This is a genomic window from Streptomyces coacervatus (assembly GCF_029223485.1).
GTDB lineage: Bacteria > Actinomycetota > Actinomycetes > Streptomycetales > Streptomycetaceae > Streptomyces > Streptomyces coacervatus.
This window is the reverse complement of the sequence record NZ_JARHTP010000006.1, coordinates 83038-109020: the sequence shown is the minus strand read 5'-3', so window position 1 is coordinate 109020 and position 25983 is coordinate 83038. Positions and strand designations below refer to the sequence as shown.

Here is a 25983-nt window from a genome sequence, read left to right as displayed (position 1 = left end):
TCGCGTCACACTTCGCGCCGAATGTCCACTTTGGTGAAAGTGTGGGATGAGTCTCAGAAGCCCTGATCGTCTTTGAAATTCCCCCGATCGCATGTCTACCGTCGTCACCGCTCGTCACCACGAGCCCCGGCTGCCGCAACGCCGAATCCTGCCAGCGGCCGTACGGGAACAGTCGTCGCGTAAAGCGCCGTAGGCAGGAGCGGGGGACCCAAGGTAAGTGCCGGGTCCGGCAGTTGAGGCCGTATGGCCGAAGGCAGCCGGAACCGGCTTGGGGTGAAGCGGCGCACCGGGAGGTGCGTGGCAGGGCAACTCAACCGGCCCTAACCCGACAGCTCACCTCGCAGGCGTCGGTGAGGGGATGAACCATGCTGTTTTCCGGCAAGGGCAAGCACCGCCGTCCGTCCAAGGCCACCCGCGTCGCCGCGCTGGCCGGCGTCACCGGTGTCGCCATCGCCGCCCCGCTGATGGCGGCCGGCAACGCCTCCGCCGCCACCGCCTCCGAGTGGGACACGGTCGCCCAGTGCGAGTCCGGCGGCAACTGGTCCATCAACACCGGCAACGGCTACTACGGCGGCCTGCAGTTCTCCGCCTCCACCTGGGCCGCGTACGGCGGCACGCAGTACGCCTCCACCGCCAACCAGGCCAGCAAGGCGCAGCAGATAACCGTCGCCGAGAAGGTCCTCGCCGCCCAGGGCAAGGGCGCCTGGCCGGTCTGCGGCACGGGCCTGTCCGGCGCCGCCTACAACGGTGGCAGCGCGTCGAGCAGCTCCAGCAGCTCGTCCTCCACCAGCAGCCACTCCTCCGAGCAGAGCGCCTCCCGCTCCGCCGAGCGCCCGACGGTCAAGAAGTCGACGAAGACCGTCACCACCCCGACCGGCAAGAAGGTCAAGAAGGGCGACGGCGAGTACAAGGTCGTCAAGGGCGACACCCTCAGCTCGATCGCCGAGAAGCACGGCGTCAAGGGCGGCTGGCAGAAGCTGTTCAAGCTGAACAAGGACATCGTCGAGGACGCCAACCTCATCTACCCGGGTCAGCAGCTGCACCTCAAGTAATAGAGGGCTGGTAGCTGAACCACAGCGCCCTGACAGCCGTGTCCTCCAGCATGGAGGGCACGTGAGGGCCTCCCCCGTCCCCACGGGCTCCCCGCTCCGGTGCGTCTTCCCCCGTACGCACCGGGGCGGGGTTCTTTTTGCCCCCACGCTTTGTTCCGTTCGGAAACAATTTACTCTCGGTTCTGCCCAAGGCGTGGTCGGCAACGTGGCCGATCGGCCGGAGGCGGTTAGGCTCGTCTCGCAGAGCCACTGCGCTACTGCCGCAGCCGCGTCACATTGAAGAAGGAGATGCTCGTGCCGTCCATCGACGTCGTCGTAGCCCGGGAAATCCTGGACTCCCGAGGCAACCCCACGGTCGAGGTCGAGGTCGGCCTCGACGACGGCAGCACGGGTCGTGCCGCCGTCCCGTCCGGCGCCTCCACGGGCGCCTTCGAGGCCATCGAGCTCCGCGACGGTGACCCCAACCGCTACCAGGGCAAGGGTGTCGAGAAGGCCGTCCTCGCCGTCATCGAGCAGATCGGCCCGGAGCTGGTCGGCTACGACGCCACCGAGCAGCGCCTGATCGACCAGGCCATGTTCGACCTGGACGCCACCGACAACAAGGGCTCCCTCGGCGCCAACGCCATCCTCGGCGTCTCCCTCGCCGTCGCCCACGCCGCCTCCGAGGCGTCCGACCTGCCGCTGTTCCGCTACCTCGGTGGCCCGAACGCGCACCTGCTGCCCGTCCCGATGATGAACATCCTCAACGGCGGCTCGCACGCGGACTCCAACGTGGACATCCAGGAGTTCATGATCGCCCCGATCGGCGCGGAGTCCTTCTCCGAGGCCCTGCGCTGGGGCGCCGAGGTCTACCACACCCTCAAGAAGGTGCTGAAGACCAAGGGCCTGTCCACCGGCCTCGGCGACGAGGGCGGCTTCGCCCCGAACCTGGAGTCCAACCGCGCCGCCCTCGACCTCATCCTCGAGGCCATCAAGCAGGCCGGTTACATCCCCGGCGAGCAGATCGCGCTCGCGCTCGACGTCGCCGCGTCCGAGTTCTACAAGGACGGCAAGTACGAGTTCGAGGGCAAGTCCCGCTCGGCCGCCGAGATGACCGAGTACTACGAGGAGCTCGTGGCGGCCTACCCGCTCGTCTCCATCGAGGACCCGCTGTTCGAGGACGACTGGGCCGGCTGGAAGGTCATCACCGACAAGCTGGGCGACAAGGTCCAGATCGTCGGCGACGACCTGTTCGTCACCAACCCGGAGCGCCTGGCCCGTGGCATCGAGGAGGGCTCCGCCAACGCCCTGCTCGTCAAGGTGAACCAGATCGGCTCGCTGACCGAGACCCTCGACGCCGTCGAGATGGCCCAGCGCAACGGCTTCAAGTGCATGATGTCCCACCGCTCCGGCGAGACCGAGGACGTCACCATCGCCGACCTCGCGGTCGCGGTGAACTGCGGCCAGATCAAGACCGGCGCCCCGGCCCGCTCGGACCGCGTCGCCAAGTACAACCAGCTGCTGCGCATCGAGGAGATCCTCGACGACGCCGCGGAGTACGCCGGCCGCAGCGCGTTCCCGCGCTTCAAGGGCTGAGCCTTCCCCACGTCCGCTCTGCGGACCATGAGCACAGCAAGGGCTGACCCCTCAAGGGCTGAACCGTAAAGGGTTAAGCCTGCGCCAGTCGTACGTACGTCCCCGTACCGGTCCCGTACCGTGTGCGGGGACGTACGCGCGTGTGAACGGGAGGCGGGGAACATGGCCGTGAAGGACCGGGACCGGTTCTCCACCGCGACCAGGATCAGGCTGCTGGGCGAGCAGACGGCGGCCGTTGTCTACCGCTCCCAGACCAAACGGCAGGCCCGCCGCTCCCGGCTGACCGGCCGGGCGGCGCTGCTTGCCCTGGTCCTGTGCTCGATGGTGGTGGCCCTCGCCTACCCCATAAGGCAGTACGTCTCCCAGCGCTCCCAGATCGCCGATCTCCAGCGGGAGAAGGAGCAGGCCGCGGCGCGGGTCGAGCAGCTGCGCGACCTGAAGGCGCGCTGGCAGGACGACGCATACGCCGAGCAGCAGATCCGGGAGCGGCTGCACTACGTGCTGCCCGGCGAGACGAGCTACGTCGTGATCGACCCGAACGCGGCCAGGCAGTCCCGCTTCGAGCAGGGCGCGGGCCACCGCCCCTGGTACACGAACGTCTGGGACGGGGTCGACAAGTCCGACGCCTCCGCCCAGTGAACCGACAGAGGAATTCAGTACAGGCATGGATACGCCCCCGCCGCCCACCCCGCGCACCGAGCCCACCGACGCCGACGTCGAGGCCTTCAAGCAGCAGCTCGGGCGGCCGCCGCGCGGGCTGCGCGCCATTGCGCACCGCTGCCCGTGCGGTCAGCCGGACGTCGTCGAGACGGCGCCGCGGCTGCCCGACGGCACGCCCTTCCCGACGACGTACTACCTGACGTGTCCCCGCGCCGCCTCGGCGATCGGCACGCTGGAGGCGAACGGCGTCATGAAGGAGATGACGGAGCGGCTGGGGACCGACCCGGAGCTCGCGGCCGCGTACCGCGCCGCGCACGAGGACTACATCGCGCGCCGTGACGCCATCGAGGTCCTGGAGGGCTTCCCCAGCGCGGGCGGCATGCCGGACCGGGTGAAGTGCCTGCACGTACTGGTGGGCCACTCCCTGGCCGCGGGCCCGGGCGTCAACCCGCTGGGCGACGAGGCGATCGCGATGCTGCCGGAGTGGTGGCTCAAGGGGCCGTGCGTGCAGCCGCTTCAGGCGCCCGACCCGGCGGACGAGCTCCCCGGCGAGGCGCAGGGCGAGGTCACCGACCCCACCGCGATCCGCAGCAGCTTCTTCGCGTACGCCCCTCTCGTCCCCGAAGGCTTCAGCCGGGTCGCCGCCGTGGACTGCGGTACGAACTCCATCCGCCTGCTGGTCGCGGACGTCAACCCGGCCACCGGTGAGCTGCTGGAGCTCGACCGGCGCATGACCATCGTGCGGCTCGGCCAGGACGTGGACCGCACCGGCCGGCTGGCCCCCGAGGCGCTGGAGCGGACGTTCGCGGCGTGCCGCGACTACGCGGAGACGATCCGCGAACTGGGCGCCGAGAAGGTGCGGTTCGTGGCCACCTCGGCCTCCCGGGACGCCTCCAACCGCGACGAGTTCGTACGGGGCGTCGTGGACATCCTGGGTGTCGAGCCCGAGGTCATCTCCGGCGACCAGGAGGCCGAGTTCTCCTTCACGGGGGCGACCAAGGAACTGAAGGGGCGTGACGACCTCGCCCGGCCCTTCCTGGTCGTGGACATCGGCGGCGGCTCGACCGAGTTCGTCGTGGGCGAGGAGCACGTCCGTGCCGCGCGCTCCGTCGACGTCGGATGCGTGCGGATGACCGAGCGGCACCTCGTCCGGGACGGCGCCGTCACCGACCCGCCCACCGAGGAGCAGATCGCGGCCATGCGGGCCGACATCGAGCGTGCCCTCGACCTCGCCGAGGAGACGGTCCCGCTGTGCGAGGCCCGCACCCTGGTCGGGCTCGCCGGGTCCGTCACCACGGTGTCGTCGATCGCGCAGGAGCTGCCCGAGTACGACTCGGAGCGCATCCACCACTCCCGTATCTCCCGCGACAAGGTCCGCGAGATCACCGAGTGGCTGCTGCACTCCACCCACGCCGAGCGCGCGGCCGTCCCCTCCATGCACCCGGGGCGCGTCGACGTCATCGCCGCGGGGGCCCTCGTACTGCTGTCGATCATGGAACGGATCGGTGCGGAGGAGGTCGTGGTGAGCGAGCACGACATCCTCGACGGGATCGCCTTCAAGGTGGCGGAAGGCGTCTGACGATCCGGCGGCGGCCTACTTGAACCAGTACCGGACGCCGTGGTGGCGCGAACAGGTGCCCTGCGAGTGCCGTGAGTAGGACAGGGTGGCGTCCTTGCACTTCGCCGTCTCGTACTTGTCCTTCGGCCTCTGGTGGTGCGTCCAGCCGCATACGCCGGTGGTGTGGTGGACGCAGTGGTGGGACGTGTTGGTGGGCGGCAGAGTGGCCGCGGAAGCGGTCGGTGCGCTGATGAGGACGCCGGCCAGGGCGACGGTGATCGCCGAGGCAGCAAGACGTGCGCGCATAAGAGTTCCTCCCCCTTGGAGTGCGTGGCAGCGGGAGCTTATAGCGATGTGAGCGACTTGTGGTCTTTATCGGAGTAAGTCGTGGAGGCGAGCTCCATCCCCGTCGGTTGGGCCGTGTCGTAGGTCTCGATTGTTACCGATCGGTAGCTCTCGGACGAGCAGGTCGGATAGCGTATGAGCATGTCCCAGGGGGCCTTTCGGGGCCTCTTGGCGACACGCCGCCAGGAAAGTTCGTGAAGTTCTTCACAAGGAATTCCGCCCTGTGGAAGCACGAAAAGGGGCCGGTTGGGCCTTCCGGGGGTCCAACAGGCCCTTGAACGTGTTCAGAAGGGGTGTGAGAAGCTTCCGTGGAAGGTGCTCACGAAGGGGTGTTGCGGAAGGCTCACGACACCTTCGGAGACTCGGAGAGGCAGCTCACGCGGCATTGACAACGGGACGTACCGGTCCGGGGAACCCCCGCCGCGACGTGGCCCGTGTGAGCGAGTCGCGGAGGATAACACACCCCCTGCAAGAGCTTGTGAAGGGGCGCACGAGCGACCCCCCTGGGGCAGGTGGATACTCGATGGCATGAGCACCACGGAGCGTCCCAGGATCCTCGTAGTAGGCGGTGGGTACGTAGGCCTGTACGCAGCTCGGCGTATCCAGAAGAAGATGCGCTACGGAGAGGCGACCGTCACGGTCGTCGACCCCCGGTCGTACATGACCTACCAGCCCTTCCTTCCCGAAACCGCCGCCGGCAACATCTCCCCGCGCCACGTCGTCGTCCCGCTGCGACGCGTGCTGCCGAAGGCGGAGGTTCTCACCGGCCGGGTCACCACCATCGACCAGGACCGCAAGGTCGCCACCGTCGCGCCGCTGGTCGGCGAGGCGTACGAGCTGCCCTTCGACTACCTGGTGATCGCGCTCGGCGCGGTCTCCCGCACCTTCCCGATCCCCGGCCTCGCCGAGCAGGGCATCGGTATGAAGGGCGTCGAGGAGGCCATCGGCCTGCGCAACCACGTTCTTGAGCAGCTGGACAAGGCCGACTCCACCACCGACGAGGAGATCCGTCGCAAGGCGCTCACCTTCGTCTTCGTCGGCGGCGGCTTCGCCGGTGCGGAGACCATCGGTGAGGTCGAGGACCTGGCCCGGGACGCGGCCAAGTACTACAAGACCGTGTCCCGCGAGGACATGCGCTTCATCCTCGTCGATGCCGCCGACAAGATCCTTCCCGAGGTCGGCCCCAAGCTGGGCGCCTACGGCAAGGAGCACCTGGAGAGCCGCGGTGTGGAGATCTACCTCTCCACCTCCATGGACTCGTGCGTGGACGGGCACGTGGTGCTGAAGAACGGCCTCGAGGTCGACTCCAACACCATCGTGTGGACGGCCGGCGTCAAGCCGAACCCGGTCCTGTCCCGCTACGGCCTGCCGCTCGGCCCCCGCGGTCACGTCGACTGCGCCCCGACCCTCCAGGTCCAGGGCACCGACTACATCTGGGCCGCCGGCGACAACGCCCAGGTCCCGGACCTCGTCGGCCGCAAGGCGGGCAACGAGAACGCCTGGTGCCCGCCGAACGCCCAGCACGCGCTGCGTCAGGCCAAGGTCCTCGGGGACAACGTGATCTCCGGTATGCGGGGCTTCCCGCAGAAGGACTACAGCCACGGCAACAAGGGCGCCGTCGCGGGTCTCGGCCTGCACAAGGGCGTCGCGATGATCGTCATGGGCAAGATGAAGATCAAGCTCAAGGGCCGTCTCGCCTGGTACATGCACCGCGGCTACCACGGTCTGGCCATGCCGACCTGGAACCGCAAGGTCCGCGTCTTCGCCGACTGGACCCTCGGTATGTTCCTCAAGCGCGAGGTCGTGTCGCTGGGTGCGATGGAGCACCCGCGCGAGGAGTTCTACGAGGCTGCGAAGCCGGTACCTGCGGTGCCGAAGCCGGAGAAGACCGAGGCGAAGGCCTCCTGACCGGCTGCGGTCGCTGAACTTACCGAAGAGCCCCCTGCCATCCGTGGTGCAGGGGGTTCTTCGGCGTTCCTGGGGGCTGCCGCCCCCAGACCCCCGCTTCGGCCTGAACGGCCTCGTCCTCAAACGCCGGACGGGCTGGATTCGTAACGCCAACGGGGGACTGCGCAGCACGCCCATTTTGTTTATACGTGGTGTTGGACATTCCGGGATCGTTGTCACGGAGGTGTGCACCATGGCCGACGCCGCGCTGCGGCTGAAGAGCCTCGTCGAACAGTTGCTGGGGGTTCCGCTCCCGGTGCGCATCCGCGCCTGGGACGGTTCGCAGGCCGGGCCGCCGGGCGCGCCGGCGCTGGTCGTGCGCAATCGCCGGGCGGTACGGCGGCTGCTGTTCAAGCCGGGAGAGCTGGGGCTCGCCCGGGCCTGGGTCGCCGGGGACCTGGACATCGAGGGGGATCTCTACGCCGCCCTCGATCTGATGTCGGAGCACGTGTGGGAGCGCGGGGAGGACTCCAGGAGCCTGCTGCAGATGCTGCGCGACCCCGGGGTGCGCGCCGCCGCCCGCGGCCTGGTGAAGGTCGCCGGACTCCCGCTGCCGCCCGCCCCGCCCCGCGAGGAGGTCCGCCGGGCCCGCACCCATCTGCACACCAAACGCAGCGACAGACGCGCCATCAGCCACCACTACGACGTCGGCAACGACTTCTACGAGATCGTCCTCGGCCCGTCGATGGTCTACTCGTGCGCGTACTGGCCCGACCCCGACGCCTCCCGCGGTGCCACCCTTGAGGACGCCCAGCGCGACAAGCTCGAACTCATCTGCCGCAAGCTCGGCCTGACACCCGGTCAGCGGCTTCTCGACGTCGGCTGCGGCTGGGGCTCCCTGGCCATCCACGCCGCCCGCGGGTACGGCGTGCGCGTCGTCGGCATCACGCTGTCGCAGGAGCAGGCCGCGTACGCCCGTAAGCGCGCCGCGGACGAAGGGCTGACCGACCGGGTCACGATCAGGGTGCAGGACTACCGGGACGTCCCGGACGGGCCCTACGACGCCGTCGCCTCCATCGGCATGGCCGAACACGTGGGCAAGGAAAGGTACTTGGAGTACGCCGAGGACCTCCACGGCCTCCTGAAGCCCGGCGGGCGGCTGCTCAACCACCAGATCGCACGCCGGCCGCAGCGCGACGAATCGTCGTACAGCGTCGACGAGTTCATCGACGCCTACGTCTTTCCCGGCGGTGAACTCGCCCCCCTCGGCAGCACCGTCGGCCAGTTGGAGCGGGCCGGGTTCGAGGTGCGTGACGTGGAGGCGATCCGCGAGCACTACGGGCTCACCCTGCGCCGCTGGGTGGCCAATCTGGAGGCCGACTGGGCCCGGGCGATGCGGCTGGCCGGGCCCGGCCGCGCCCGCGTCTGGCGGCTGTACATGGCGGCCTGCGCCCTCGCCTTCGAGCGCAACCGCATCGGCGTCAACCAGGTGCTGGCCGTGCGGACACCGGAGGGCGGCGACTCCGGGATGCCGCTGCGCGCCCGGACCTGGGGTGCGTGAGTCCCGTACGTACGAAGGGGCCCCGTCCGTACACCGGACGGGGCCCCTTCGTACGTACGGCTACTCCGACTTGATGGCCGCCAGCATGTTGAGCCGCGCCGCCCGCCGGGCCGGCCACAGCGCCGCCAGGACGCCGACCGTCGCCGCCAGGAGGAGGAAGACGGCCATCCGCGCCCAGGGCAGGACCAGTTCGTACGTCGCCATCTTCGAACCGAGGAGTTCGCCGGCCGCCCAGCCGAAGAACACGCCCAGGCCGATGCCGAGCACCCCGCCGAAGAGCGAGATGACGAGGGACTCCAGGCGGACCATCCGCTTGATGCCCTTGCGGTCCAGGCCGATCGCGCGGAGCATGCCGATCTCCTGCGAGCGTTCGAAGACCGACATGGCCAAGGTGTTGATCACGCCGAGGACGGCCACGATCACCGCCATGGCCAGAAGGCCGTAGAGCATGTTCAGCATCAGCGTGAACATCTTCGCGATGTCGTTCGACAGATCCTGCTTGCTCTGGACCTTGATGGCCGGGTTGGTGCCGAGGGCCTTCTCCAGCTTGTCCTTGGTCGTGCCGGAGGCGCCGTCGGCCGTCCTGACCAGCACCTGCATGTCGCCGGGGTCGGTCATGTGAGGGGTGACGACGGTCTTGTCGAGGAGGATGCCCCGGATCAGGTCGTTGCCCTCGAAGATGCCGGAGACCGTCAGACGGGAGGACTTGCCGTCCTCGTAGTGCGCGGTGAAGGCCGAACCCGCCTTCCAGCCGTGGGACTTGGCGGTGTCCTGGTCGACGACGACCTGAGTGCCGCCCACCTTGAAGGCGCCGCTGTCCACCTTCAGGTCGGTCAGCTCGGCGATCGCCGAGCCGTTGACGCCCGTCAGGGACTCGCCCGTGCCGTCGATGCGCGAATAGACGTTGCGCAGGGGGCTGGTTGCGGTGACCCCGGCCGTGGCCTCCAGCTTCTTGGCGACGTCCGGCGAGAGCTCGTTGCCGTTCGCCATGGAGACCACGTAGTCGGCCTTGATGGCGGACGACGCCATCTTGTCGATCGACTTCTGCAGGCTGCCCGCCATCACCGTCATGCCGGTGATGAGGGTGAGCCCGATCATCAGCGCGGAGGCGGTCGCGGCCGTACGGCGCGGGTTGCGCACCGAGTTCTGGCGGGCCAGCTTGCCCGAGATGCCGAAGACGCGCAGGACCGGCGCCGCGGCCGCGATCAGGGGCCGGGACAGCAGCGGCGTGAGGATGAAGACACCGATGATCAGCAGGACCGCGCCGAGCCCCATGGGGGCCTGGCCGTCCGAGCCGTCCATCGTCGTGGCGGCCAGGACGGTCGCGATGCCCGCGGCGCCGAACAGCGCGCCCAGCGTGTTGCGCAGCACCAGCGACTTGGTCGTCGCCTGCGCGTGCACGCTGCTCATCGCGGCGACCGGCGGGATCTTCGCGGCCCGGCGGCCCGGCAGCCACGCCGCCAGCATGGTGATGACGATGCCGACGACGAGGGCGCTGACGATCGTGCCGGGGGAGATGACGAGCGGCCCGTCCGGGACGGTGGCGCCCAGCGTGTTCATGAGGGAACGCAGCCCGGCGCCGATGCCGATGCCGGCGACGAGGCCGCTCACACCGGCGACCGTACCGACCACGAAGGCCTCGATCAGCACGGACCGGGTGACCTGGCGGCGAGAGGCGCCGACGGCACGCAGCAGGGCAAGTTCCTTGGTGCGCTGGGCGACCAGCATGGTGAAGGTGTTGGCGATGATGAACGTGCCGACGAAGAGCGCGATGCCCGCGAACACCAGCAGGCCCTGCTTCAGCCCGCTCATCGACGAGGAGATCTGCTCGGCCTGGTCGTCGGCGAGCTTCTTGCCGGTGGTGGTCTCGACGAGCTTCGTCCCGAGAGCCTTGTCCAGTCCGGCCTTCAGCGCGGTCTGGGAGGTGCCCGCAGCGGCCTTCACATCGATCTCGTCGTACGTGCCCGGCTTGCCGAACAGCTTCTGGGCGGTGGCCGTGTCGTAGAGGGCGAGGCTGCCGCCCGCGGCGACATTGCCGTCGTCGGTGGTGAAGATGCCGGAGACGGTGGGCGTGAGGACCGGCCCGTTCACGGAGAGGCGGACCTTGTCGCCGACCTTGTACCCGGCGCGCTTCGCCGTCTCCGAGTCGATGGCGACCTGGTCCTTGCCGTGCGGCGCGCTGCCGGACTTCAGCGGGTACCGGGCGTCCTTGTCGCCCCAGTAGTTGCCGCCCTGCGACTGGAAGCCGCCGCCGATGAGCTTGCCGTCCTTGTCGGCGATGGCGGTGAAGCCGCTCACGACGCCGATCGAGGACGCCGCCCCCGGCACCTTGGTGCTCTTGTCGAGCATGGCCTGGGTCAGCGCGGGCCTCTTGCTGATCGTGTTGCCCTTGTCCTCCTGGTACTTGGCCGCCACGGAGACGTCGACCTGGTCGAAGCCCTTGGCCGAACTCTTCTGGTACGCCTGAGAGATGGTGTTGGTGAAGACCAGCGTGCCCGACACGAACGCGACGCCGAGCATCACGGCGAGCACGGTCATCAGCAGCCTGGCCTTGTGCGCGAATACGTTGCGCAGGGCGGTGCGGAACATCAGCTGGTGCGGCCCTTCGCGTCGAACTGCTTCATGAAGTCCAGGACGAGCTCCGCGGTCGGCTGCAGCATGTGGTCGACGATCTGTCCGTCCGCCAGGAAGACCACCCGGTCCGCGTACGCCGCGGCCACCGGGTCGTGGGTCACCATGACCACCGTCTGCCCCAACTCCCGTACGGAGTTGCGCAGAAAGCCCAGCACCTCGGCGCCGGAGCGGGAGTCGAGGTTTCCGGTCGGCTCGTCGCCGAAGATGATGTCCGGCCTGGAGGCGAGGGCGCGGGCGACGGCGACGCGCTGCTGCTGACCGCCGGAGAGCTGGGCGGGGCGGTGGCCGAGCCGGTCCCGCAGGCCCACCATGTCGATCACGGTGTTCAGCCACTGCTTGTCGGGCTTGCGGCCCGCGATGTCCATCGGGAGGGTGATGTTCTCCAGGGCCGTCAGCGTCGGCAGCAGGTTGAACGCCTGGAAGATGAAGCCGATCTTGTCCCGGCGCAACTTGGTGAGCTGCTTGTCCTTGAGCGAGCCCAGCTCGGTGTCGCCGATGCGCACGGAGCCGGAGGAGAAGGTGTCCAGCCCGGCCACACAGTGCATCAGCGTGGACTTGCCCGACCCGGAGGGGCCCATGATCGCGGTGAACTCGGCCTGTCGGAAGTCGACGGAGACCCGGTCGAGGGCGACCACCTGGGTCTCGCCCTGTCCGTAGATCTTCGAGAGATCCGTGGCTCGTGCGGCCACGGTGGTGGTGGACCGGTCGGCGACGGGTGTGGTGGTCACGGGAAAGAACTCCTCGCGGGACGACGTCTTGAAGGGGACGTGTTCCATCGTGGTGGCCGAACTCTGCCGTGTAGTCAGCCGCTGTTCCGGTTCGCGGGGGAGACTCCGGTCGGACCCAAGTCCGCCGTGTCATACCTGGGGATGACGGGAAACCCTGACCGCCCGTACGCCGCCGGCCCCGGCAAGCGCTTGCGACGGCAACCGTCGAGAACCGGTGGAGCACCCTCGTTCGGGCGGTGAAATTCCGTCATTCCGCATGTGCCGCCGACAGCCGCACGCAAGGCTATTGGCAAGTGCGGATGGCCCGTTCCACGGGCTGATGCACCCTCAGACCTCAATAAAATAAGACAACATCGGTCCACCGCTCCGCTGTTCGGGGGACGTATCCCGATAGGCTCGGAACCTCGACGCGGAGCCCATGGCCTGCCCGGATGGTGGAATGCAGACACGGCGAGCTTAAACCTCGCTGCCCCTACGCGGGCGTGCCGGTTCAAGTCCGGCTCCGGGCACCACCATGTTCGTCGACGCGTGGTGATCCCTGCATCCTCCATTGAAGACTTCACCGCGCGACCCGTTGACATCAGGCATGAGCGGACGGAAACTCACGTCAGCAATTGAGTGAAGTAAATTTCACTGGACGAACAAAGGAACGCAGGAGGACGCAGGATGCGCACCACCGTCGGCATCATCGGAGCGGGCCCCGCCGGCCTCCTCCTCGCCCGGCTGCTCCACAACGCCGGCATCGACTCGGTCGTGCTCGAAAGCCGCGACCGCGCCTACGTCGAGCAGCGCCAGCGCGCCGGGATCCTGGAGCAGGGCACCGTGGACGTGCTGCGCGCGGTCGGCGCCGGGGAGCGCATGGACCGCGAGGGGCTGCGCCACGACGGCATCGAGCTGCGGTACGCGAAGAAGCGCCACCGCGTCGACTTCCCCGCCCTCACCGGCGGCCGCTCCGTGACGGTCTACGCCCAGACCGAGGTGTGCAAGGACCTCATCGCCCTCCAGCTCAAGGAGGGCGGCCCGCTGCTGTTCGAGGCGGAGGCGCTGGCGGTGGAGGGAGCGGACACCGACAGTCCCTCCGTCCGGTTCCGGCACGAGGGGCGGGAGGAGCTCCTGGAGTGCGATTACGTCGTCGGCTGCGACGGCTCCTGGGGAGTGGCCAGGAAGGCGATCCCCGCCGAACTCACCCGCGTCTTCGAGCGGACGTACCCCTTCGGCTGGCTCGGCATCCTCGCCGACGTGCCGCCCTCGCACGACGAGCTCGTCTACGCCCGCCACGACCGCGGCTTCGCCCTGCTCTCCATGCGCCCGCCCGTCTCCCGCCACCACCCTTCCAAGGAAGTCGCTTCGCTCCCTATTGAATCCTTCGTCTCCCGCCTCTACCTCCAGGTGCCCGAGGGCACGGACGCCGAGGAGTGGGGCGACCAGGAGATCTGGGACGAGCTGGAGCGCCGCTTCGAGACGGAGGACGGGTGGCGGCTGGAGCGCGGGCCGATCACCCAGAAGTCGGTGACCCCCATGCGCTCGTACGTCCAGGAGCCCATGCGGTACGGCCGCCTCTTCCTCGCCGGCGACGCCGCCCACATCGTGCCGCCGACCGGCGCCAAGGGGCTGAACCTCGCCGTGGGGGACGTCGTGACGTTCGCGCGGGCGCTGACGTACCAGCAGGAGACCGGTTCGGCGGAGCTGCTCGACGCCTACTCCGAGACCTGTCTGCGCCGTGTCTGGCAGGCCGAGCGGTTCTCGTACGACATGACGACCCTGCTGCACCGCGCGCCGGACGCCACGCCCTTCGAGGACCGGCTGCAGCTCGCCCGGCTGGAGCGCATCGCCTCCTCGCGGGCCGCCGAGACCGACCTCGCCGAGGGGTACACGGGCTTCCCGCTGGACTGAGACGCGGGGTGATGCGCGGGGCGACACGCGGGGCGACATACGGATGGCGTAAGGAGGCGATCTCCGACCGGTTCCGGCCATGTCGCAGATTGGTCATGAATGGGCCCCTGCGGTCGGGGGAATCACGGACCCGGCTAGCGTGTTGCGCAGCACGACGAGGGAAAGATCCTCCCCAAGCACTAGGGTCAATCCTTTGCCTACCCATTACCCTTGATGCTCAAGGCCGCGCACGGCGGCCACGGAGGAGTGCAATGAGGAGCAGAAACCCGGTCTTCTCGCGACGGGGGTTCAGCCGCGACAACGGCTACGCGGGCTTCAACGCCGCGCCGCAGGCCGGGGGACCCGCCGTCGTCACGCAGGGCAACCCGTACGCCCAGCCGACCGGCAACCCGTACGCGCAGAACCCCTACGCCCAGCAGGGCCTGCAGCAGGGCGCCCCGCCGCAGGCCCCGGCCACCACCGGCCGGATGACGATGGACGACGTCGTGCTGCGCACGGCGTCCACGCTCGGCACCCTGATCGTGACGGCCGCGCTCGCCTGGGCACTGCTCCCGGTCGACGACGCCCACATCAGCCGGTCCTACGGCATCGGTATTGGCGCCGCCCTGGTCGGCATGGTCCTGGCGTTCGTCCAGTCCTTCAAGCGCACGGCCTCGCCGGCGCTGATCCTGTCGTACGCGGCCTTCGAGGGTGTCTTCCTCGGCGTCGTCTCCAGCGTCGTCGACAACCGCATCGCGAGCGGCGCGGCCATGCAGGCCGTGATCGGCACGATGGCGGTCTTCGCCGCGGTGCTGATCGCCTACAAGGCGGGCTGGATCCGCGTCAACCGCCGCTTCTACGGCTTTGTGATGGCGGCCGCGCTCGGCTTCGTGCTGCTGATGATGGTGAACATGCTGTTCGCGGTCTTCGGCGGCGGTGACGGCCTCGGCTTCCGCAGCGGCGGGCTCGGCATCTTCTTCGGTGTCATCGGCGTCATCCTCGGCGCCTGCTTCCTCGCCCTGGACTTCAAGCAGGTCGAGGACGGCATCGCCTACGGCGCGCCCCGCCAGGAGGCGTGGCTGGCGGCGTTCGGTCTGACCCTGACCCTGGTGTGGATCTACATGGAGTTCCTGCGGATCCTCGCGATCCTCAACAGCAACGACTAGCCGTACGGCCGGTTCGGCTGACAGCGCGTATGACGAAGGGCCCCGGTGGAACCGGGGCCCTTCGTCGTCGTCCAGACAGTGCGCGCCTAGAGGAATTTGCGCGCCGCCCTCCTCAGGTCGTACTCGTGGATGATCGCCTTCGCGTGGCCGTACGCGAGGTTGTGCTCGTGGCGGAGCCAGCTGACCTTCTCCTCGAAGCGGAAGAGAGCGGGGCCTTCTTCGACGGTGCGGAGCCAGTCGGACACTTCACGACCGGTGCAGTGGGGGATGCGGGCGAGCATATTGCGGTGGGTCTCCTCGGAGAGGACGTGGGACATCGGCGCCTCCGGACGCAAAGGGGATGTAAGCCGGTCCTTCAGGTCACGGTGCCTGAGCGTTCGCCTGTTGGCAACAGTCGGGATGCGACGCGTACGCTCCACTCCGTGGTTGATACGACGCCCTTGACTCGTGCCGTTGATCACTTTGCCGACCGTTTGCGGGCCGCCCCGCAGAGTCGGCTGCAACGCGGAGCTGCCGCTGAGGCGCTGCAATTGGCCAGGGAGTTGTCCTGCCGGGCGCAGGCTCTGGAGGAGCCGGGCGCCGAGCCGCGCGAGATGCCGGACGCGGGGATGTTCGCCGCCGCCGATCAAATCACCGTTGCGGTGCATGACTTGGCCCTCGTGCTGAGTGACGAGGGCCAGGTGGATGAGGCTGTGCGGTTGGTGGAGGAGTCGCAGCAGCGGGCGGGGGTCTGAGGAGCGTTTTCGGGTGCGGGTGCGTTGTGGCTGGTCGCGCAGTTCCCCGCGCCCCTTAAGGGGGTGCAGTGGCCCGGCGGCCTACAGCGACGCTATGACCCTGTCCGCCAGGATGTAGACGTTTTCTTCGCCGCACTCGAATGTCAGGGTGTACGCGCCCGAGATTCCGGAACCGCCGAGCAGGACCGGGGTTTCGCCCGCCCGCAGGGCCGCGGCGAGGCGTTCTGCCGTTTCGCGGTGGCCCGGGGTCATGCAGAGGGTGGTGCCGTCGGCGAAGACGTAGACGTCGAGGGTGCCGAGGGGGCCCGGGCGGACGTCGGCGAGTTCCACGCGGGACGCGGCGAGTTCCTCCAGGGTGGCCACCGTGCGCTCATGGTCGTTCACCACCGGTGACTGGACCGGGACGAAGTCCGGGTGGGAGGGGTGGCGGCGGCGGGCCGCGGCCAGTTCGGGGGAGTCCCCCGCGAACTCGTCGGCGTCCACGGTCGGCTCGCTCACCGGCTCCAGGCCCATGAAATCGGCCTGCCGGGGCAGGAACAGCTCGCTGTCCGCCAGACCCAGCAGCGAGGGCGCGTCGGAGGCGTCACGGGCCTCCTGTGCGGCCCAGAAGGCGCGTGCCTCGGCCAGTTCGCGCTCACGCTCCTCGGCGAGCGCCTCGGCCACCGCGGCGCGTATCTCGTCGGCCTCGGAGGAGGGGCGGGCGGCCGGCACGAGACCGCGCGCGGAGCGGTGCTCGGCGAGCTGGGTGTGCAGTACCGCGACCTCACGGCGCAGCACCATGAGCGTCCGCAGGACGGCGACGCCCACGGCGCCCGTGGCGGCCGTGATGACCAGCAAGGTGATCGGCATGGCGCTCACTGACGTACTCCCGGTTCAAAGTCGACCCCCGACTTCCTACATCAGCTTGAAGGGCGGACTAACCAGCTGTCAGTGCGTAACGTCACGAAACGGGCAGGGATTTGGGTCCCGGGTTTAGTGCCGCAACGGCCTTGACCTGCGTAAATCCCCCTTCTAAGGGAGATAGGTCACATCCTGGGGGAGATTGGATCACAAAACGGCCCGGAGGCCCGGGGTTTCCCGGACTCCGGGCCATCGGCTCACGGTGGGTGCCTTGTTGACTACCGAGAGGTTGGGTCAGGGGTTCAGCTGAGGCGCTCGATGACCATCGCCATGCCCTGGCCGCCGCCGACGCACATCGTCTCCAGGCCGAACTGCTTGTCGTGGAACTGGAGGGAGTTGATCAGCGTGCCGGTGATGCGGGCGCCGGTCATGCCGAAGGGGTGGCCGACGGCGATCGCGCCGCCGTTCACATTCAGCTTCTCCAGCGGGATGTTCAGGTCGCGGTAGGAGGGGATCACCTGGGCGGCGAACGCCTCGTTGATCTCGACCAGGTCGATGTCGTCGATGGTGAGGCCGGCGCGGCGCAGGGCCTGGTTGCTGGCCTCGACCGGGCCGAGGCCCATGATCTCCGGGGAGAGGCCGGAGACGCCGGTCGACACGATGCGGGCGAGCGGGGTCAGGCCGAGCTCGCGGGCCTTGGTGTCGCTCATGATGACGACCGCGGCGGCGCCGTCGTTCAGCGGGCAGCAGTTGCCGGCGGTGACCAGTCCGTCGGGGCGGAAGACCGGCTTGAGGCCTGCGACGCCCTCCAGGGTGACGCCGGCGCGGGGGCCGTCGTCCTTGGAGACGACGGTGCCGTCGGGGAGGGTGACCGGGGTGATCTCGCGCTCCCAGAAGCCGTTCTTGATGGCTTCCTCGGCGAGGTTCTGCGAGCGGACGCCGAACTCGTCCATGTCCTGGCGGGTGATGCCCTTGAGGCGGGCCAGGTTCTCGGCGGTCTGCCCCATCGCGATGTAGGGGTCGGGGAGCAGGCCGTCCTCACGCGGGTCGTGCCAGGTGGTGCCCTCCTGCTGGGCGACGGCCTCGGTGCGGGCCTCGGCCTCGGCGAAGAGGGGGTTGCGGCCGCTGGGCATGTCGGAGCTGCCGTTGGCGTAGCGGGAGACCATCTCGACACCGGCCGAGATGAAGACGTCGCCCTCGCCGGCCTTGATGGCGTGCAGGGCCATGCGGCTCGTCTGGAGCGACGAGGAACAGTAACGGGTGATCGTGCAGCCCGGGAGGTGGTCCATGCCCATCTGTACGGCGACGATCCGGCCGAGGTTGTGGCCCTGCTCGCCGCCGGGGAGGCCGCAGCCGAGGTGCAGGTCGTCGATGTCGCGGGGGTCCAGCTCGGGGACCTTGGCGAGGGCGGCCTGGATGATCGTGGCGGTGAGGTCGTCGGGGCGCAGGTCCTTGAGGGAGCCCTTGACGGCGCGGCCGATGGGGGAGCGGGCGGTCGAGACGATCACGGCTTCGGGCATCACGGCTCCATTGGCGTACGGGTGTTCTTCGGGGCAGGGCTGGTTGGGAAGTTACCCGTACGTACCTTCACGGTCACCCGTGTCGGGGTGTGACCCTGGCCGCAATTTTCTAAGCGCTTGCTTTTTTCGCCCCCGCCGCCCCTACCCGTCCCGTCCCTGGGGGCTGCCGCCCCCAGACCCCCGCTTCGGCCTGAACGGCCTCGTCCTCAAACGCCGGACGGGCTGAAAGACCAAGCCCCGGTCGGCGAAAATCAGCCCCTCCGGCGTTTGAGGAGCGGGGGTCCGGGGGCTGGCCCCCGGGACGGGTAGGGGCGGCGGGGGCGAGATCAAGGTGATGGCTGCTGCGCAGGGGCCCGTTCCGGCTCCGGTACGCGGCGGCGGCGCCTCCGCTTGAGGAGGGCCCAGGGGCCCCGTGGGCCCGTCGGCATGGCTGCCGTGACCTCTGTGCCCGCCTCGGAGGCCGCTTCTGCCGCCGCCCGTGCCACCGGCAGGAAGCCCTCGCGGCGGGTGACGTCGGGGCGCTCCTCCTCCGCCGGCCACAGGCCCAGGGCTGCGCAGACGGTGGGAAGGACTGCCATCGCCGCTGTCGCGTACCCCTCGGCCGAGGGGTGGTAGTTGTCGGGGCCGAACAGCTCGCGGGGGTTCGCCTCGAACTCCGGGCCGAGGAGGTCGCCGAGCGACACCGTGCGGCCGCCCTGTTCGACCGTGCCGATCGTCTGGGCGGCCGCCAGCTGGCGGGAGGCCCGGCGGGCCAGCCAGCGCAGGGGCTGCTGGACCCGTTCCACCGTGCCCAGGTCGGGACAGGTGCCTACGACCACCTCCGCACCGGCCGTACGCAGCCGCCGTACCGTCGACGACAGGTGGCGGACCGAGCGGGTCGCCGGCATGCGGTGGGTGACGTCGTTCGCGCCGATCATGATCACGCAGACGTCCGGCACCAGGGCGGGGTTCGCCAGGACCAGGGCCACCTGGCGGTCCAGGTCGTCGGACGTGGCCCCCGGAAGGGCCACGTTGTGGAGTTCCACCGGGCGCTCCGCCACCGCGGACAGCCCGGAGGCCAGCAGTGCGCCCGGTGTCTGGCCCGCCCGGTGCACGCCCTGGCCCGCGGCCGTGGAGTCACCGAGCATCGTCAGGCGCAGGGGAGGTTCGTCGGGGGTGGAGTACGTGGTGCCGTACTGGCCGTCCGCCACCGGGACACGTCCGCCGGAGCCGTTGCCCACATGGCGCCTGGCCATCCGGGCCTCCGCCAGCAGCAGACCGACGGCTGCTGCGCCGGCCAGTCCGATCCCACCACCGCCGTATGCCGCACCGGCCGCGATCCGCCGGGCCACCCTCGCCCTAGACATGCTCGTCATACGTCGCCGCCACCTCCTCGTAGCCGTACATCCACTCCTTGCCCCGAACCGGCCATTCGCCAATCTCAACGTCCGGTGAACGGCTCCGGTGAGCCGTAGGCTGGCGGAACAATCACGACCACTTCTTTTGCAAGCATCCGGAGACAACGGTGCAATTCCACGACTCGATGATCAGTCTCGTCGGCAACACCCCGCTGGTGAGGCTCAACAGCGTGACCAAGGGCATCCGGGCAACCGTCCTGGCCAAGGTCGAGTACTTCAATCCCGGCGGCTCCGTGAAGGACCGCATCGCCCTGCGCATGATCGAGGCGGCGGAGGAGAGCGGCGCGCTCAAGCCCGGCGGGACGATCGTGGAGCCGACCAGCGGGAACACCGGGGTCGGCCTGGCCATCGTGGCGCAGCAGAAGGGGTACAAGTGCATCTTCGTGTGCCCCGACAAGGTGAGCACGGACAAGATCAATGTGCTGAGGGCGTACGGGGCCGAGGTTGTCGTGTGCCCGACCGCCGTGGATCCCGAGCACCCCGACTCGTACTACAACGTCTCCGACCGGCTGGTGCGCGAGACGCCGGGCGCGTGGAAGCCCGACCAGTACTCCAACCCCAACAACCCCCTCTCCCACTACCACTCCACCGGCCCCGAGCTGTGGGAGCAGACGGAGGGGCGGATCACCCACTTCGTGGCGGGCGTCGGCACCGGCGGCACCATCTCCGGCACCGGCCGCTATCTGAAGGACGCGAGCGAGGGCCGCGTGCAGGTCGTCGGCGCCGACCCCGAGGGCTCCGTGTACTCCGGCGGCTCCGGGCGGCCGTATCTCGTCGAGGGCGTCGGTGAGGACTTCTGGCCCACCGCCTACGACCGGACCGTCGCCGACGAGATCGTCGCCGTGTCCGACAAGGACTCCTTCCAGATGACCCGCCGGCTCGCCAAGGAGGAGGGGCTGCTCGTCGGCGGCTCCTGCGGGATGGCCGTCGTGGCCGCGCTGCGGGTCGCCGAGCGGCTGGACGAGAACGGCGTCGTGGTCGTGCTGCTGCCGGACAGCGGCCGCGGGTACCTCAGCAAGATCTTCAATGATGAGTGGATGGCGGATTACGGCTTCCTGGAGGACGAGAGCTCCAGCGCCCGCGTCGCCGATGTCCTGAGCGACAAGGAGCACGGCGCCATCCCGTCCCTCGTCCACATGCACCCGGACGAGACCGTCGGCGAGGCCATCGAGGTGCTGCGCGAGTACGGCGTCTCGCAGATGCCGATCGTGAAGCCGGGCGCCGGTCACCCGGACGTCATGGCCGCCGAGGTCGTGGGGTCGGTCGTCGAACGCGAACTGCTCGACGCGCTCTTCACCCAGCGGGCCTCCCTCTCCGACCCGCTGGAGAAGCACATGTCCGCCCCGCTGCCCCAGGTCGGCTCCGGCGAGCCGGTCGGCGACCTGATGTCCGTGCTCGGCGCCGCGGACGCGGCGATCGTCCTCGTCGAGGGCAAGCCGACCGGTGTGGTCAGTCGGCAGGACCTGCTGGCCTTCCTCGCCAAGGGTGGGAAGTAGCAGGAAACGTCCGGTGAACCGCCGGTGCCGGAGGCGAACTTCCGGTTGCCCACCGAAGTGGTCGACTTCGCGGAAGTGGTACGAGGGCGTCACGTCCGCGCAGCACACGCTTAACACGGGTCCGGCACATTAGTGGGTGTCGGCAGGGCGGGAGCGGCTCCCCGCCCGAGCCGGCACCGAAACGTCCAAGGACCTCCGGAGCGGCTCCCGGACCTCCATGGACGCCCGGACGTAAGACCTGGCCTGACCCGGTCGACGTCCCTCGCGGGGACCGCCGTCGTCCCGCCCCCCGGCAACGGGGGTGCGGCGGTCCCCGCGCATATTTCTTTCCGGTTCTTCCGGTTTCTTCAGTTCTTTCCGCTTCAGTGGGCTGTCGCCCAACTCCCCAGCAGCGCAAGCCTTTCCGCCGTCTCCGAGCCCGGCTCCGGTGTGTAGACCACCAGGGTCTGTTCCGGTGTCTCCGGGAGCGTGAGGGACTCGTACGGCAGGGTCAGCAGGCCCGCCACCGGGTGCCGGAGGCGTTTCACGCCGTACAGGCACGCCTTGACCTGGTGGTCGGCCCACAGGCGGCGGAATTCCTCGCTCTTGAGGGAGAGTTCGCCGATGAGGTCGCGCACCCGGTGGTCGTCGGGGTGGGCGCCCGCGCTCAGTCGCAGATTGGCGACGGACTGGGCGGCGACCACGGCCCGGTCGGCGTAGAGGTCGCGGCCCTGGGATTCCAGGAAGAACTGGCGGACGAGATTGCGCCGGCCGGGAGGCATGCGGCCGAAGCCGTGCACGGTGTCGCCGAGGGTGTTCCAGGCCAGGGCGTCCATGGCGGGACCGAGGACGAAGGCCGGGGTGCGCTCCATGCCGTCGAGGAGCCGCTGGACGCCCGGGCGGACGCGGGGCGCGCTCCGTCGTCGCCCGTCCTTCTTCGGCGGCCGGGCCACCGAGAGCAGATAGGCGTGCTCGGTCTTGTCCAGGCGCAGCACGCGGGCGATGGAGTCCAGGACGGCGTCCGAGACTCCCCCGGACTTCGTCCGGGAGGTGCCCCCGGGCCCGCGGCCCTGCTCCAGCCGGATGTAGTAGTCGACGCTCACCCCGGCCAGCTGCGCCACCTCCTCGCGGCGCAGCCCGGGGACGCGGCGCCGGCCGTACGAGGGCAGCCCCACGTCCTCGGGCTGGATGCGGGCACGGCGCGAGCGCAGGAAGTCTCCGAGATCCCCGTCCATGGGCTCGATCGTAGGGGAGTCCCGGGCGCGGAACCTGGTACTGGCAGACCCAGGAAAAGCTCATCCCTGGGTACGGCGGCCGGGACGGCGGAGGGTCGTGGAGGAGGCCGGGGAGACACCCCGGCGGACTTCCCCTCCGACCTTCCGACGTTCCGAGGAGCACTTCCATGTCGTACGAGAACCTGGCCGGCCGTACCGCCGTCGTCACCGGGGCCGCGAGCGGGATCGGCGAGGCCGTCGCCGTGACGCTGGCCGCGCAGGGGGCGAGGGTCGCGCTGCTGGCGCGGCGCGCGGAGCGGCTGGAGGCAGGCGTCGAGAAGATTCGGGCCGACGGCGGACAGGCGCTGGCCGTGGCCGCCGATGTCACCGACGACGCATCCGTCGCGGCTGCCGTGGAGCGGATCCACGAGGCGTACGGGACCGTCGACCTGGTCGTCAACAACGCCGGCGTCATGCTGCCGAACCCGATCGAGGCCGCGCGCGTCGACGAGTGGCAGCGGATGATCGACACCAATGTCACCGGGGTGCTGCGCGTCACCGGCGCCTTCGCCGAGGACCTGACGGAAGCCGCCGCGCAGGGCCGCAGCGCGGACCTGGTGAACGTCTCGTCCATCGCCGCACACCTCACCGGCTTCCCCGGCTTCGCCGTGTACGGGGCGACGAAGGCCGCGGTCACCCACCTCTCGGCGATGCTGCGCGACGAGTTCGGGCCGCGGGACGTGCGGGTCACCAACATCGAGCCGGGGGTGACGGAGACCGAGATCGTCTCGCATCTCGCCGACGGTATGCAGGAGCAGGTCGGCGGGATGATGGAGGCGTTCGGCGCACTTGCGGCCGGTGAACTCGCCGATGTCGTCGCCTACGTCACCAGCCGCCCCCGGCACGTCAACCTGCGGCAGATCATGGTGCTGCCGACCCGGCAGGTGTGACCCCGAGGGTCACTCCTCCCACTCGCTGTCCTGGGCGGACTTGCGCCTACGGCCGCCGAACAGGCCGGGGTTGGCGCGGGCGGCCTGGAAGGCGTTGACGCCGACGATGCCCGCCCAGGCGGCCATCAGGCCGGGCAGGTGGGCGATGCCGCCGCCGATCGCGGACAGCGGGATCGCCAGGACCAGCGAGACGATGCCGAAGCCGAAGCGCTCGCCCCAGGAGTCGGTCGCCTTCGGCGCCCGGGAACCCCGGGCCACCACCATCTGCTGTTCGGCGAGCTGCCGGCGCACCCGGCGCTCCACCGCCCCGTCGATGCGCTGGTCGACCTTCTCCAGGAACGAGTCGACCAGCGCGGACTCGTACTCCTCGCCCAGTTCCCGGCGCGCCTGCAGGGTGGCGTTGAGTTCCTTCTTGAGCTCGGCGTCCCGCGCGTCCATCCCCGTCTCCATTCCCGTCATGGGAACTCACGTTAGGGAGCCGGGGCGGTCGCCGCACTGGGGTTAGCCCCCCTGTTCCTGCTCGGGTTCGCCGCGAGGACGCCCAGTGATTCCAGGACCCTGCGGTGGCCGTGCTCGACGCCGGTGATGTTGACCTCGATGCCGCGGGCGCGCAGGTCGCCGACCGCGTCCTTCAGGGCCAGCGCGCCGGTCGCGTCCACCGCGGTCAGGCCGGTCAGGCGCAGGTCCACCACCGAGACGCCTTCGACGTCGGCGAGGGTGCGGCGGATGCGGTGGGCGGCGGCGAAGAGGAGGGGACCGGCGCAGTGGTATGTCACATTGCACCGGCCCGGGAGCTCGTCGGAGGCCGCCCGGGTCAGGCAGGTGCCGCGGACCGCCGCCCGCAGGGCCAGCAGCACCGAGACGCCGAGCCCGATCAGCACCGCCCGCACCAGGTCCAGGGCGAGCGTCGAGGCCGCGGTGAGGACCAGGACCAGGGCGTCGCCGCGGGTCGCGCGGGCCATGGCCCGTACCGCGTCCGTCTCCACCATCCGTACGGCGGTCGCGAGCAGCACGCCCGCCAGCGCGGCCAGCGGGATGCGGCCCACCAGCGGGGCGGCGACCGCGACGATCCCGGCGAGGATCACGGCGTGCGCGAGGGCGGCAAGCCGGGAGGAGGCGCCGGTACGGACGTTGACCGCGGTGCGCGCGATGGCGCCCGTCGCCGGGACGCCGCCGAAGAGCGGGGCCGCGAGGTTGGCGATGCCCTGGCCGAAGAGTTCCTTGCCGGGGTCGTGGCGCTCGCCCGGGCGCATTCCGTCGGCCACGGAGGCGGAGAGGAGGGACTCCAGGGCGGCCAGCGCGGCGACCGCGGCTGCGGGCGCGAGCAGGGTGGGGATGCGCGAGACGTCGAGGAAGGCGAGGGAGGGGGCCGGGAGGGAAGGCGGGAGCTGGCCGATGCGGGTGACGTGGAGGTGCAAGGCCTCGGTCACCACGGCGGCCGCGGCGACGGCCGCGAGGGAGAAGGGGACCGTGGGCTTCCAGCGGGCGCCCGCGAGCATCAGCGCGGCGGAACCCAGGGCGAGCAGCAGGGCCGGCCAGTGCGGGGCGGCCCCGAACTCCTCGGCGGCCCGCGCCGCGACGACGGCGACCTGCTCGCCGTGCGGGAGCGGAACGCCGAGCGCGTTCGGCACCTGCTGGAGGGCGATCACCGCCGCGATGCCGATGGTGAACCCGGCGATCACGGGCGCGGGCACGTACGCCATGGCGGATCCGGCCCGGGCGAAGGCCAGCCCCAGCAGCATGAGCCCGGCGAGCAGGCCGACGGTGAGGACGCCGTCGGCGCCGTAGTGGTGGACGATCGGGACGAGGACGACGGTCATGGCGCCGGTGGGGCCGCTGACCTGGCGGGCGCTGCCGCCGAAGAGCGCGGCGAGCGCCCCGGCGACGATCGCGGTGACCAGCCCGGAGGTGGCACCGAGCCCGGAGGTGACCCCGAAGCCGAGGGCGAGGGGGAGGGCGACGACGGCGACGGTGAGGCCGCAGAGGAGGTCGCGCCGCGGGGCGCGGGTCATGGAGCGGAGGTCGGCGGCGGAGGGCAGGACGGAGAGGGACGGGCGAGGGGGGTTCATGGGTCTCTTCAGGTGGACTTCAAGTGGGGGGTTTCAAGCGGGAGTTGTGGTCGTTCAGGGCAGCAGGGACACCAACCCGGTATCCAGGTCGAACCTGGCCGCCGTCACCGTGGCCGCCGCGAACGCGGGATCAGCGCGGATCGCGTCCCGTACCCAGATGGTGTTCGCCCGCATGGTGTGTTCGGCCCAGTCGCCGGGCAGCGAACGGGTGCGGAGGGCGGCCGGGGCGATCTCGTCGACCAGCAGCTCCAGGTGGCCGGGGACCCGGGCGCCCGTGCGCAGATGGTCCAGCGTCGCCGCGATGGCCCCGCAGCGCTCGTGCCCGAGCACCAGCACCAGCGGGATGTGCAGCTCCGCGACGCCGTACTGGATGGATCCGAGGACCGCCTCGTCCAGCACCTGGCCGGCCGTCCTTATGCAGAGCAGGTCCCCGAGCCCCTGGTCGAAGACCAGCTCCGGCGGTACCCGCGAGTCGATGCAGCCGACGACCACCGCGAACGGGTGCTGCCCGGCCGCGAGCGTGTGCCGGCGCAGGAGACCCTCGTCGGGGTGGCGGGGCAGGCCGGTGGCGTAGCGCCGGTTGCCGGCGAGCAGTTCGGCCAGGGCGGCCGGGGCGGTCGTCGGGCGGGGGCGGTCGTCAGGTTCGGCGGGGGCCGCCGACGCGGGGGCGGCGGCCAGCGCGCCGACGGCGGCCGTGGCTGTCAGAAAGGCCCTGCGGTTCGAGGCCATGACGGTTCCTCAGGTGG

Annotated in this window: 22 protein-coding genes, 1 tRNA gene and 1 riboswitch; of the genes, 12 read left to right on the top strand and 11 right to left on the bottom strand. The window is 70.0% G+C overall.

What is annotated here, in order from left to right; translation table 11 throughout:
- The first annotated feature begins 175 nt into the window (after positions 1-175).
- Positions 176-362: riboswitch (cyclic di-AMP (ydaO/yuaA leader) on the top strand.
- Positions 363-365: 3 nt separating this feature from the next.
- The 4 genes from P2Q00_RS16460 to P2Q00_RS51115 all read left to right on the top strand — a co-directional run bounded on the left by P2Q00_RS16460 (position 366) and on the right by P2Q00_RS51115 (position 4866).
- Positions 366-1052 carry a LysM peptidoglycan-binding domain-containing protein gene (locus P2Q00_RS16460; protein WP_275773273.1) on the top strand — a complete coding sequence of 229 codons (687 nt, stop codon included), beginning with the start codon at positions 366-368 and terminating at the stop codon, positions 1050-1052.
- Positions 1053-1340: 288 nt separating this feature from the next.
- Complete coding sequence (gene eno, locus P2Q00_RS16455; RefSeq protein ID WP_275773272.1) at positions 1341-2627, top strand: phosphopyruvate hydratase; 1287 nt, start codon at positions 1341-1343, stop codon at positions 2625-2627.
- 162 nt (positions 2628-2789) lie between these two features.
- On the top strand, positions 2790-3266 hold the full coding sequence (locus tag P2Q00_RS16450; protein ID WP_275773271.1) for an FtsB family cell division protein: 477 nt from the start codon (positions 2790-2792) through the stop codon (positions 3264-3266).
- 25 nt (positions 3267-3291) lie between these two features.
- A complete protein-coding gene (locus P2Q00_RS51115) occupies positions 3292-4866 on the top strand; it encodes a DUF501 domain-containing protein (RefSeq protein ID WP_275773270.1) in 1575 nt (524 codons plus the stop codon).
- A 15-nt stretch (positions 4867-4881) separates the two neighbouring features.
- Here P2Q00_RS51115 and P2Q00_RS16440 read toward each other — a convergent pair whose 3' ends face one another.
- On the bottom strand, positions 4882-5151 hold the full coding sequence (locus P2Q00_RS16440; RefSeq protein WP_275773269.1) for a DUF3761 domain-containing protein: 270 nt from the start codon (positions 5149-5151) through the stop codon (positions 4882-4884).
- A 567-nt stretch (positions 5152-5718) separates the two neighbouring features.
- Here P2Q00_RS16440 and P2Q00_RS16435 point away from each other — a divergent pair.
- Complete coding sequence (locus tag P2Q00_RS16435) at positions 5719-7098, top strand: NAD(P)/FAD-dependent oxidoreductase (protein WP_275773268.1); 1380 nt, start codon at positions 5719-5721, stop codon at positions 7096-7098.
- A gap of 232 nt (positions 7099-7330) precedes the next feature.
- Positions 7331-8638: an SAM-dependent methyltransferase gene (locus tag P2Q00_RS16430; RefSeq protein WP_275773267.1), complete on the top strand. Its 1308-nt coding sequence runs from the start codon at positions 7331-7333 to the stop codon at positions 8636-8638.
- Between the two features lie 60 nt (positions 8639-8698).
- On the opposite strand, the gene P2Q00_RS16425 is transcribed toward P2Q00_RS16430, so the two are convergent.
- Complete coding sequence (locus P2Q00_RS16425; RefSeq protein WP_275773266.1) at positions 8699-11227, bottom strand: ABC transporter permease; 2529 nt, start codon at positions 11225-11227, stop codon at positions 8699-8701.
- Positions 11227-12000, bottom strand: a complete 774-nt coding sequence (locus P2Q00_RS16420; protein ID WP_275773265.1) for an ABC transporter ATP-binding protein — start codon at positions 11998-12000, stop codon at positions 11227-11229. Before P2Q00_RS16420 ends, P2Q00_RS16425 begins: the two co-directional genes overlap by 1 nt.
- A gap of 425 nt (positions 12001-12425) precedes the next feature.
- Here P2Q00_RS16420 and P2Q00_RS16415 point away from each other — a divergent pair.
- From P2Q00_RS16415 to P2Q00_RS16405, 3 genes are all read left to right on the top strand, one after another.
- Positions 12426-12512 (top strand) — tRNA-Leu (locus P2Q00_RS16415).
- A gap of 154 nt (positions 12513-12666) precedes the next feature.
- Positions 12667-13893, top strand: a complete 1227-nt coding sequence (locus tag P2Q00_RS16410) for a 4-hydroxybenzoate 3-monooxygenase (protein WP_275773264.1) — start codon at positions 12667-12669, stop codon at positions 13891-13893.
- Between the two features lie 251 nt (positions 13894-14144).
- Positions 14145-15038, top strand: coding sequence for a Bax inhibitor-1/YccA family protein (locus tag P2Q00_RS16405; RefSeq protein WP_275773263.1), 894 nt, complete (start codon positions 14145-14147; stop codon positions 15036-15038).
- 86 nt (positions 15039-15124) lie between these two features.
- Here P2Q00_RS16405 and P2Q00_RS16400 read toward each other — a convergent pair whose 3' ends face one another.
- The gene (locus P2Q00_RS16400; RefSeq protein ID WP_275773262.1) at positions 15125-15355 is read right to left on the bottom strand and encodes a DUF4287 domain-containing protein; all 231 of its coding nucleotides are present in this window, start codon (positions 15353-15355) and stop codon (positions 15125-15127) included.
- Positions 15356-15460: 105 nt separating this feature from the next.
- Here P2Q00_RS16400 and P2Q00_RS16395 point away from each other — a divergent pair, with 105 nt between their 5' ends.
- Positions 15461-15772 (top strand): hypothetical protein, encoded by a 312-nt coding sequence (locus P2Q00_RS16395; RefSeq protein ID WP_275773261.1) that lies wholly within the window; start codon positions 15461-15463, stop codon positions 15770-15772.
- 81 nt (positions 15773-15853) lie between these two features.
- On the opposite strand, the gene P2Q00_RS16390 is transcribed toward P2Q00_RS16395, so the two are convergent.
- From P2Q00_RS16390 to P2Q00_RS16380, 3 genes are all read right to left on the bottom strand, one after another.
- Complete coding sequence (locus P2Q00_RS16390) at positions 15854-16630, bottom strand: hypothetical protein (protein WP_275773260.1); 777 nt, start codon at positions 16628-16630, stop codon at positions 15854-15856.
- Between the two features lie 284 nt (positions 16631-16914).
- Positions 16915-18132 (bottom strand): acetyl-CoA C-acetyltransferase, encoded by a 1218-nt coding sequence (locus P2Q00_RS16385; protein WP_275773259.1) that lies wholly within the window; start codon positions 18130-18132, stop codon positions 16915-16917.
- Between the two features lie 326 nt (positions 18133-18458).
- A complete protein-coding gene (locus tag P2Q00_RS16380; protein ID WP_275773258.1) occupies positions 18459-19487 on the bottom strand; it encodes an SGNH/GDSL hydrolase family protein in 1029 nt (342 codons plus the stop codon).
- A 149-nt stretch (positions 19488-19636) separates the two neighbouring features.
- On the opposite strand from P2Q00_RS16380, the gene P2Q00_RS16375 reads away from it, so the two are divergent.
- On the top strand, positions 19637-21025 hold the full coding sequence (locus tag P2Q00_RS16375) for a cystathionine beta-synthase (protein WP_275773257.1): 1389 nt from the start codon (positions 19637-19639) through the stop codon (positions 21023-21025).
- Between the two features lie 362 nt (positions 21026-21387).
- On the opposite strand, the gene P2Q00_RS16370 is transcribed toward P2Q00_RS16375, so the two are convergent.
- Positions 21388-22239, bottom strand: a complete 852-nt coding sequence (locus P2Q00_RS16370; RefSeq protein WP_275773256.1) for a helix-turn-helix transcriptional regulator — start codon at positions 22237-22239, stop codon at positions 21388-21390.
- 167 nt (positions 22240-22406) lie between these two features.
- Here P2Q00_RS16370 and P2Q00_RS16365 point away from each other — a divergent pair, with 167 nt between their 5' ends.
- Positions 22407-23168, top strand: coding sequence for an SDR family oxidoreductase (locus P2Q00_RS16365; RefSeq protein ID WP_275773255.1), 762 nt, complete (start codon positions 22407-22409; stop codon positions 23166-23168).
- A gap of 9 nt (positions 23169-23177) precedes the next feature.
- Here P2Q00_RS16365 and P2Q00_RS16360 read toward each other — a convergent pair whose 3' ends face one another.
- The 3 genes from P2Q00_RS16360 to P2Q00_RS16350 are packed head-to-tail and all read right to left on the bottom strand — an operon-like array spanning position 23178 to position 25966.
- Positions 23178-23606 carry a hypothetical protein gene (locus P2Q00_RS16360; protein ID WP_275773594.1) on the bottom strand — a complete coding sequence of 143 codons (429 nt, stop codon included), beginning with the start codon at positions 23604-23606 and terminating at the stop codon, positions 23178-23180.
- Positions 23607-23638: 32 nt separating this feature from the next.
- On the bottom strand, positions 23639-25237 hold the full coding sequence (locus P2Q00_RS16355; protein ID WP_275773254.1) for a SulP family inorganic anion transporter: 1599 nt from the start codon (positions 25235-25237) through the stop codon (positions 23639-23641).
- A gap of 54 nt (positions 25238-25291) precedes the next feature.
- Complete coding sequence (locus P2Q00_RS16350; RefSeq protein ID WP_275773253.1) at positions 25292-25966, bottom strand: carbonic anhydrase; 675 nt, start codon at positions 25964-25966, stop codon at positions 25292-25294.
- Positions 25967-25983 lie beyond the last annotated feature (17 nt).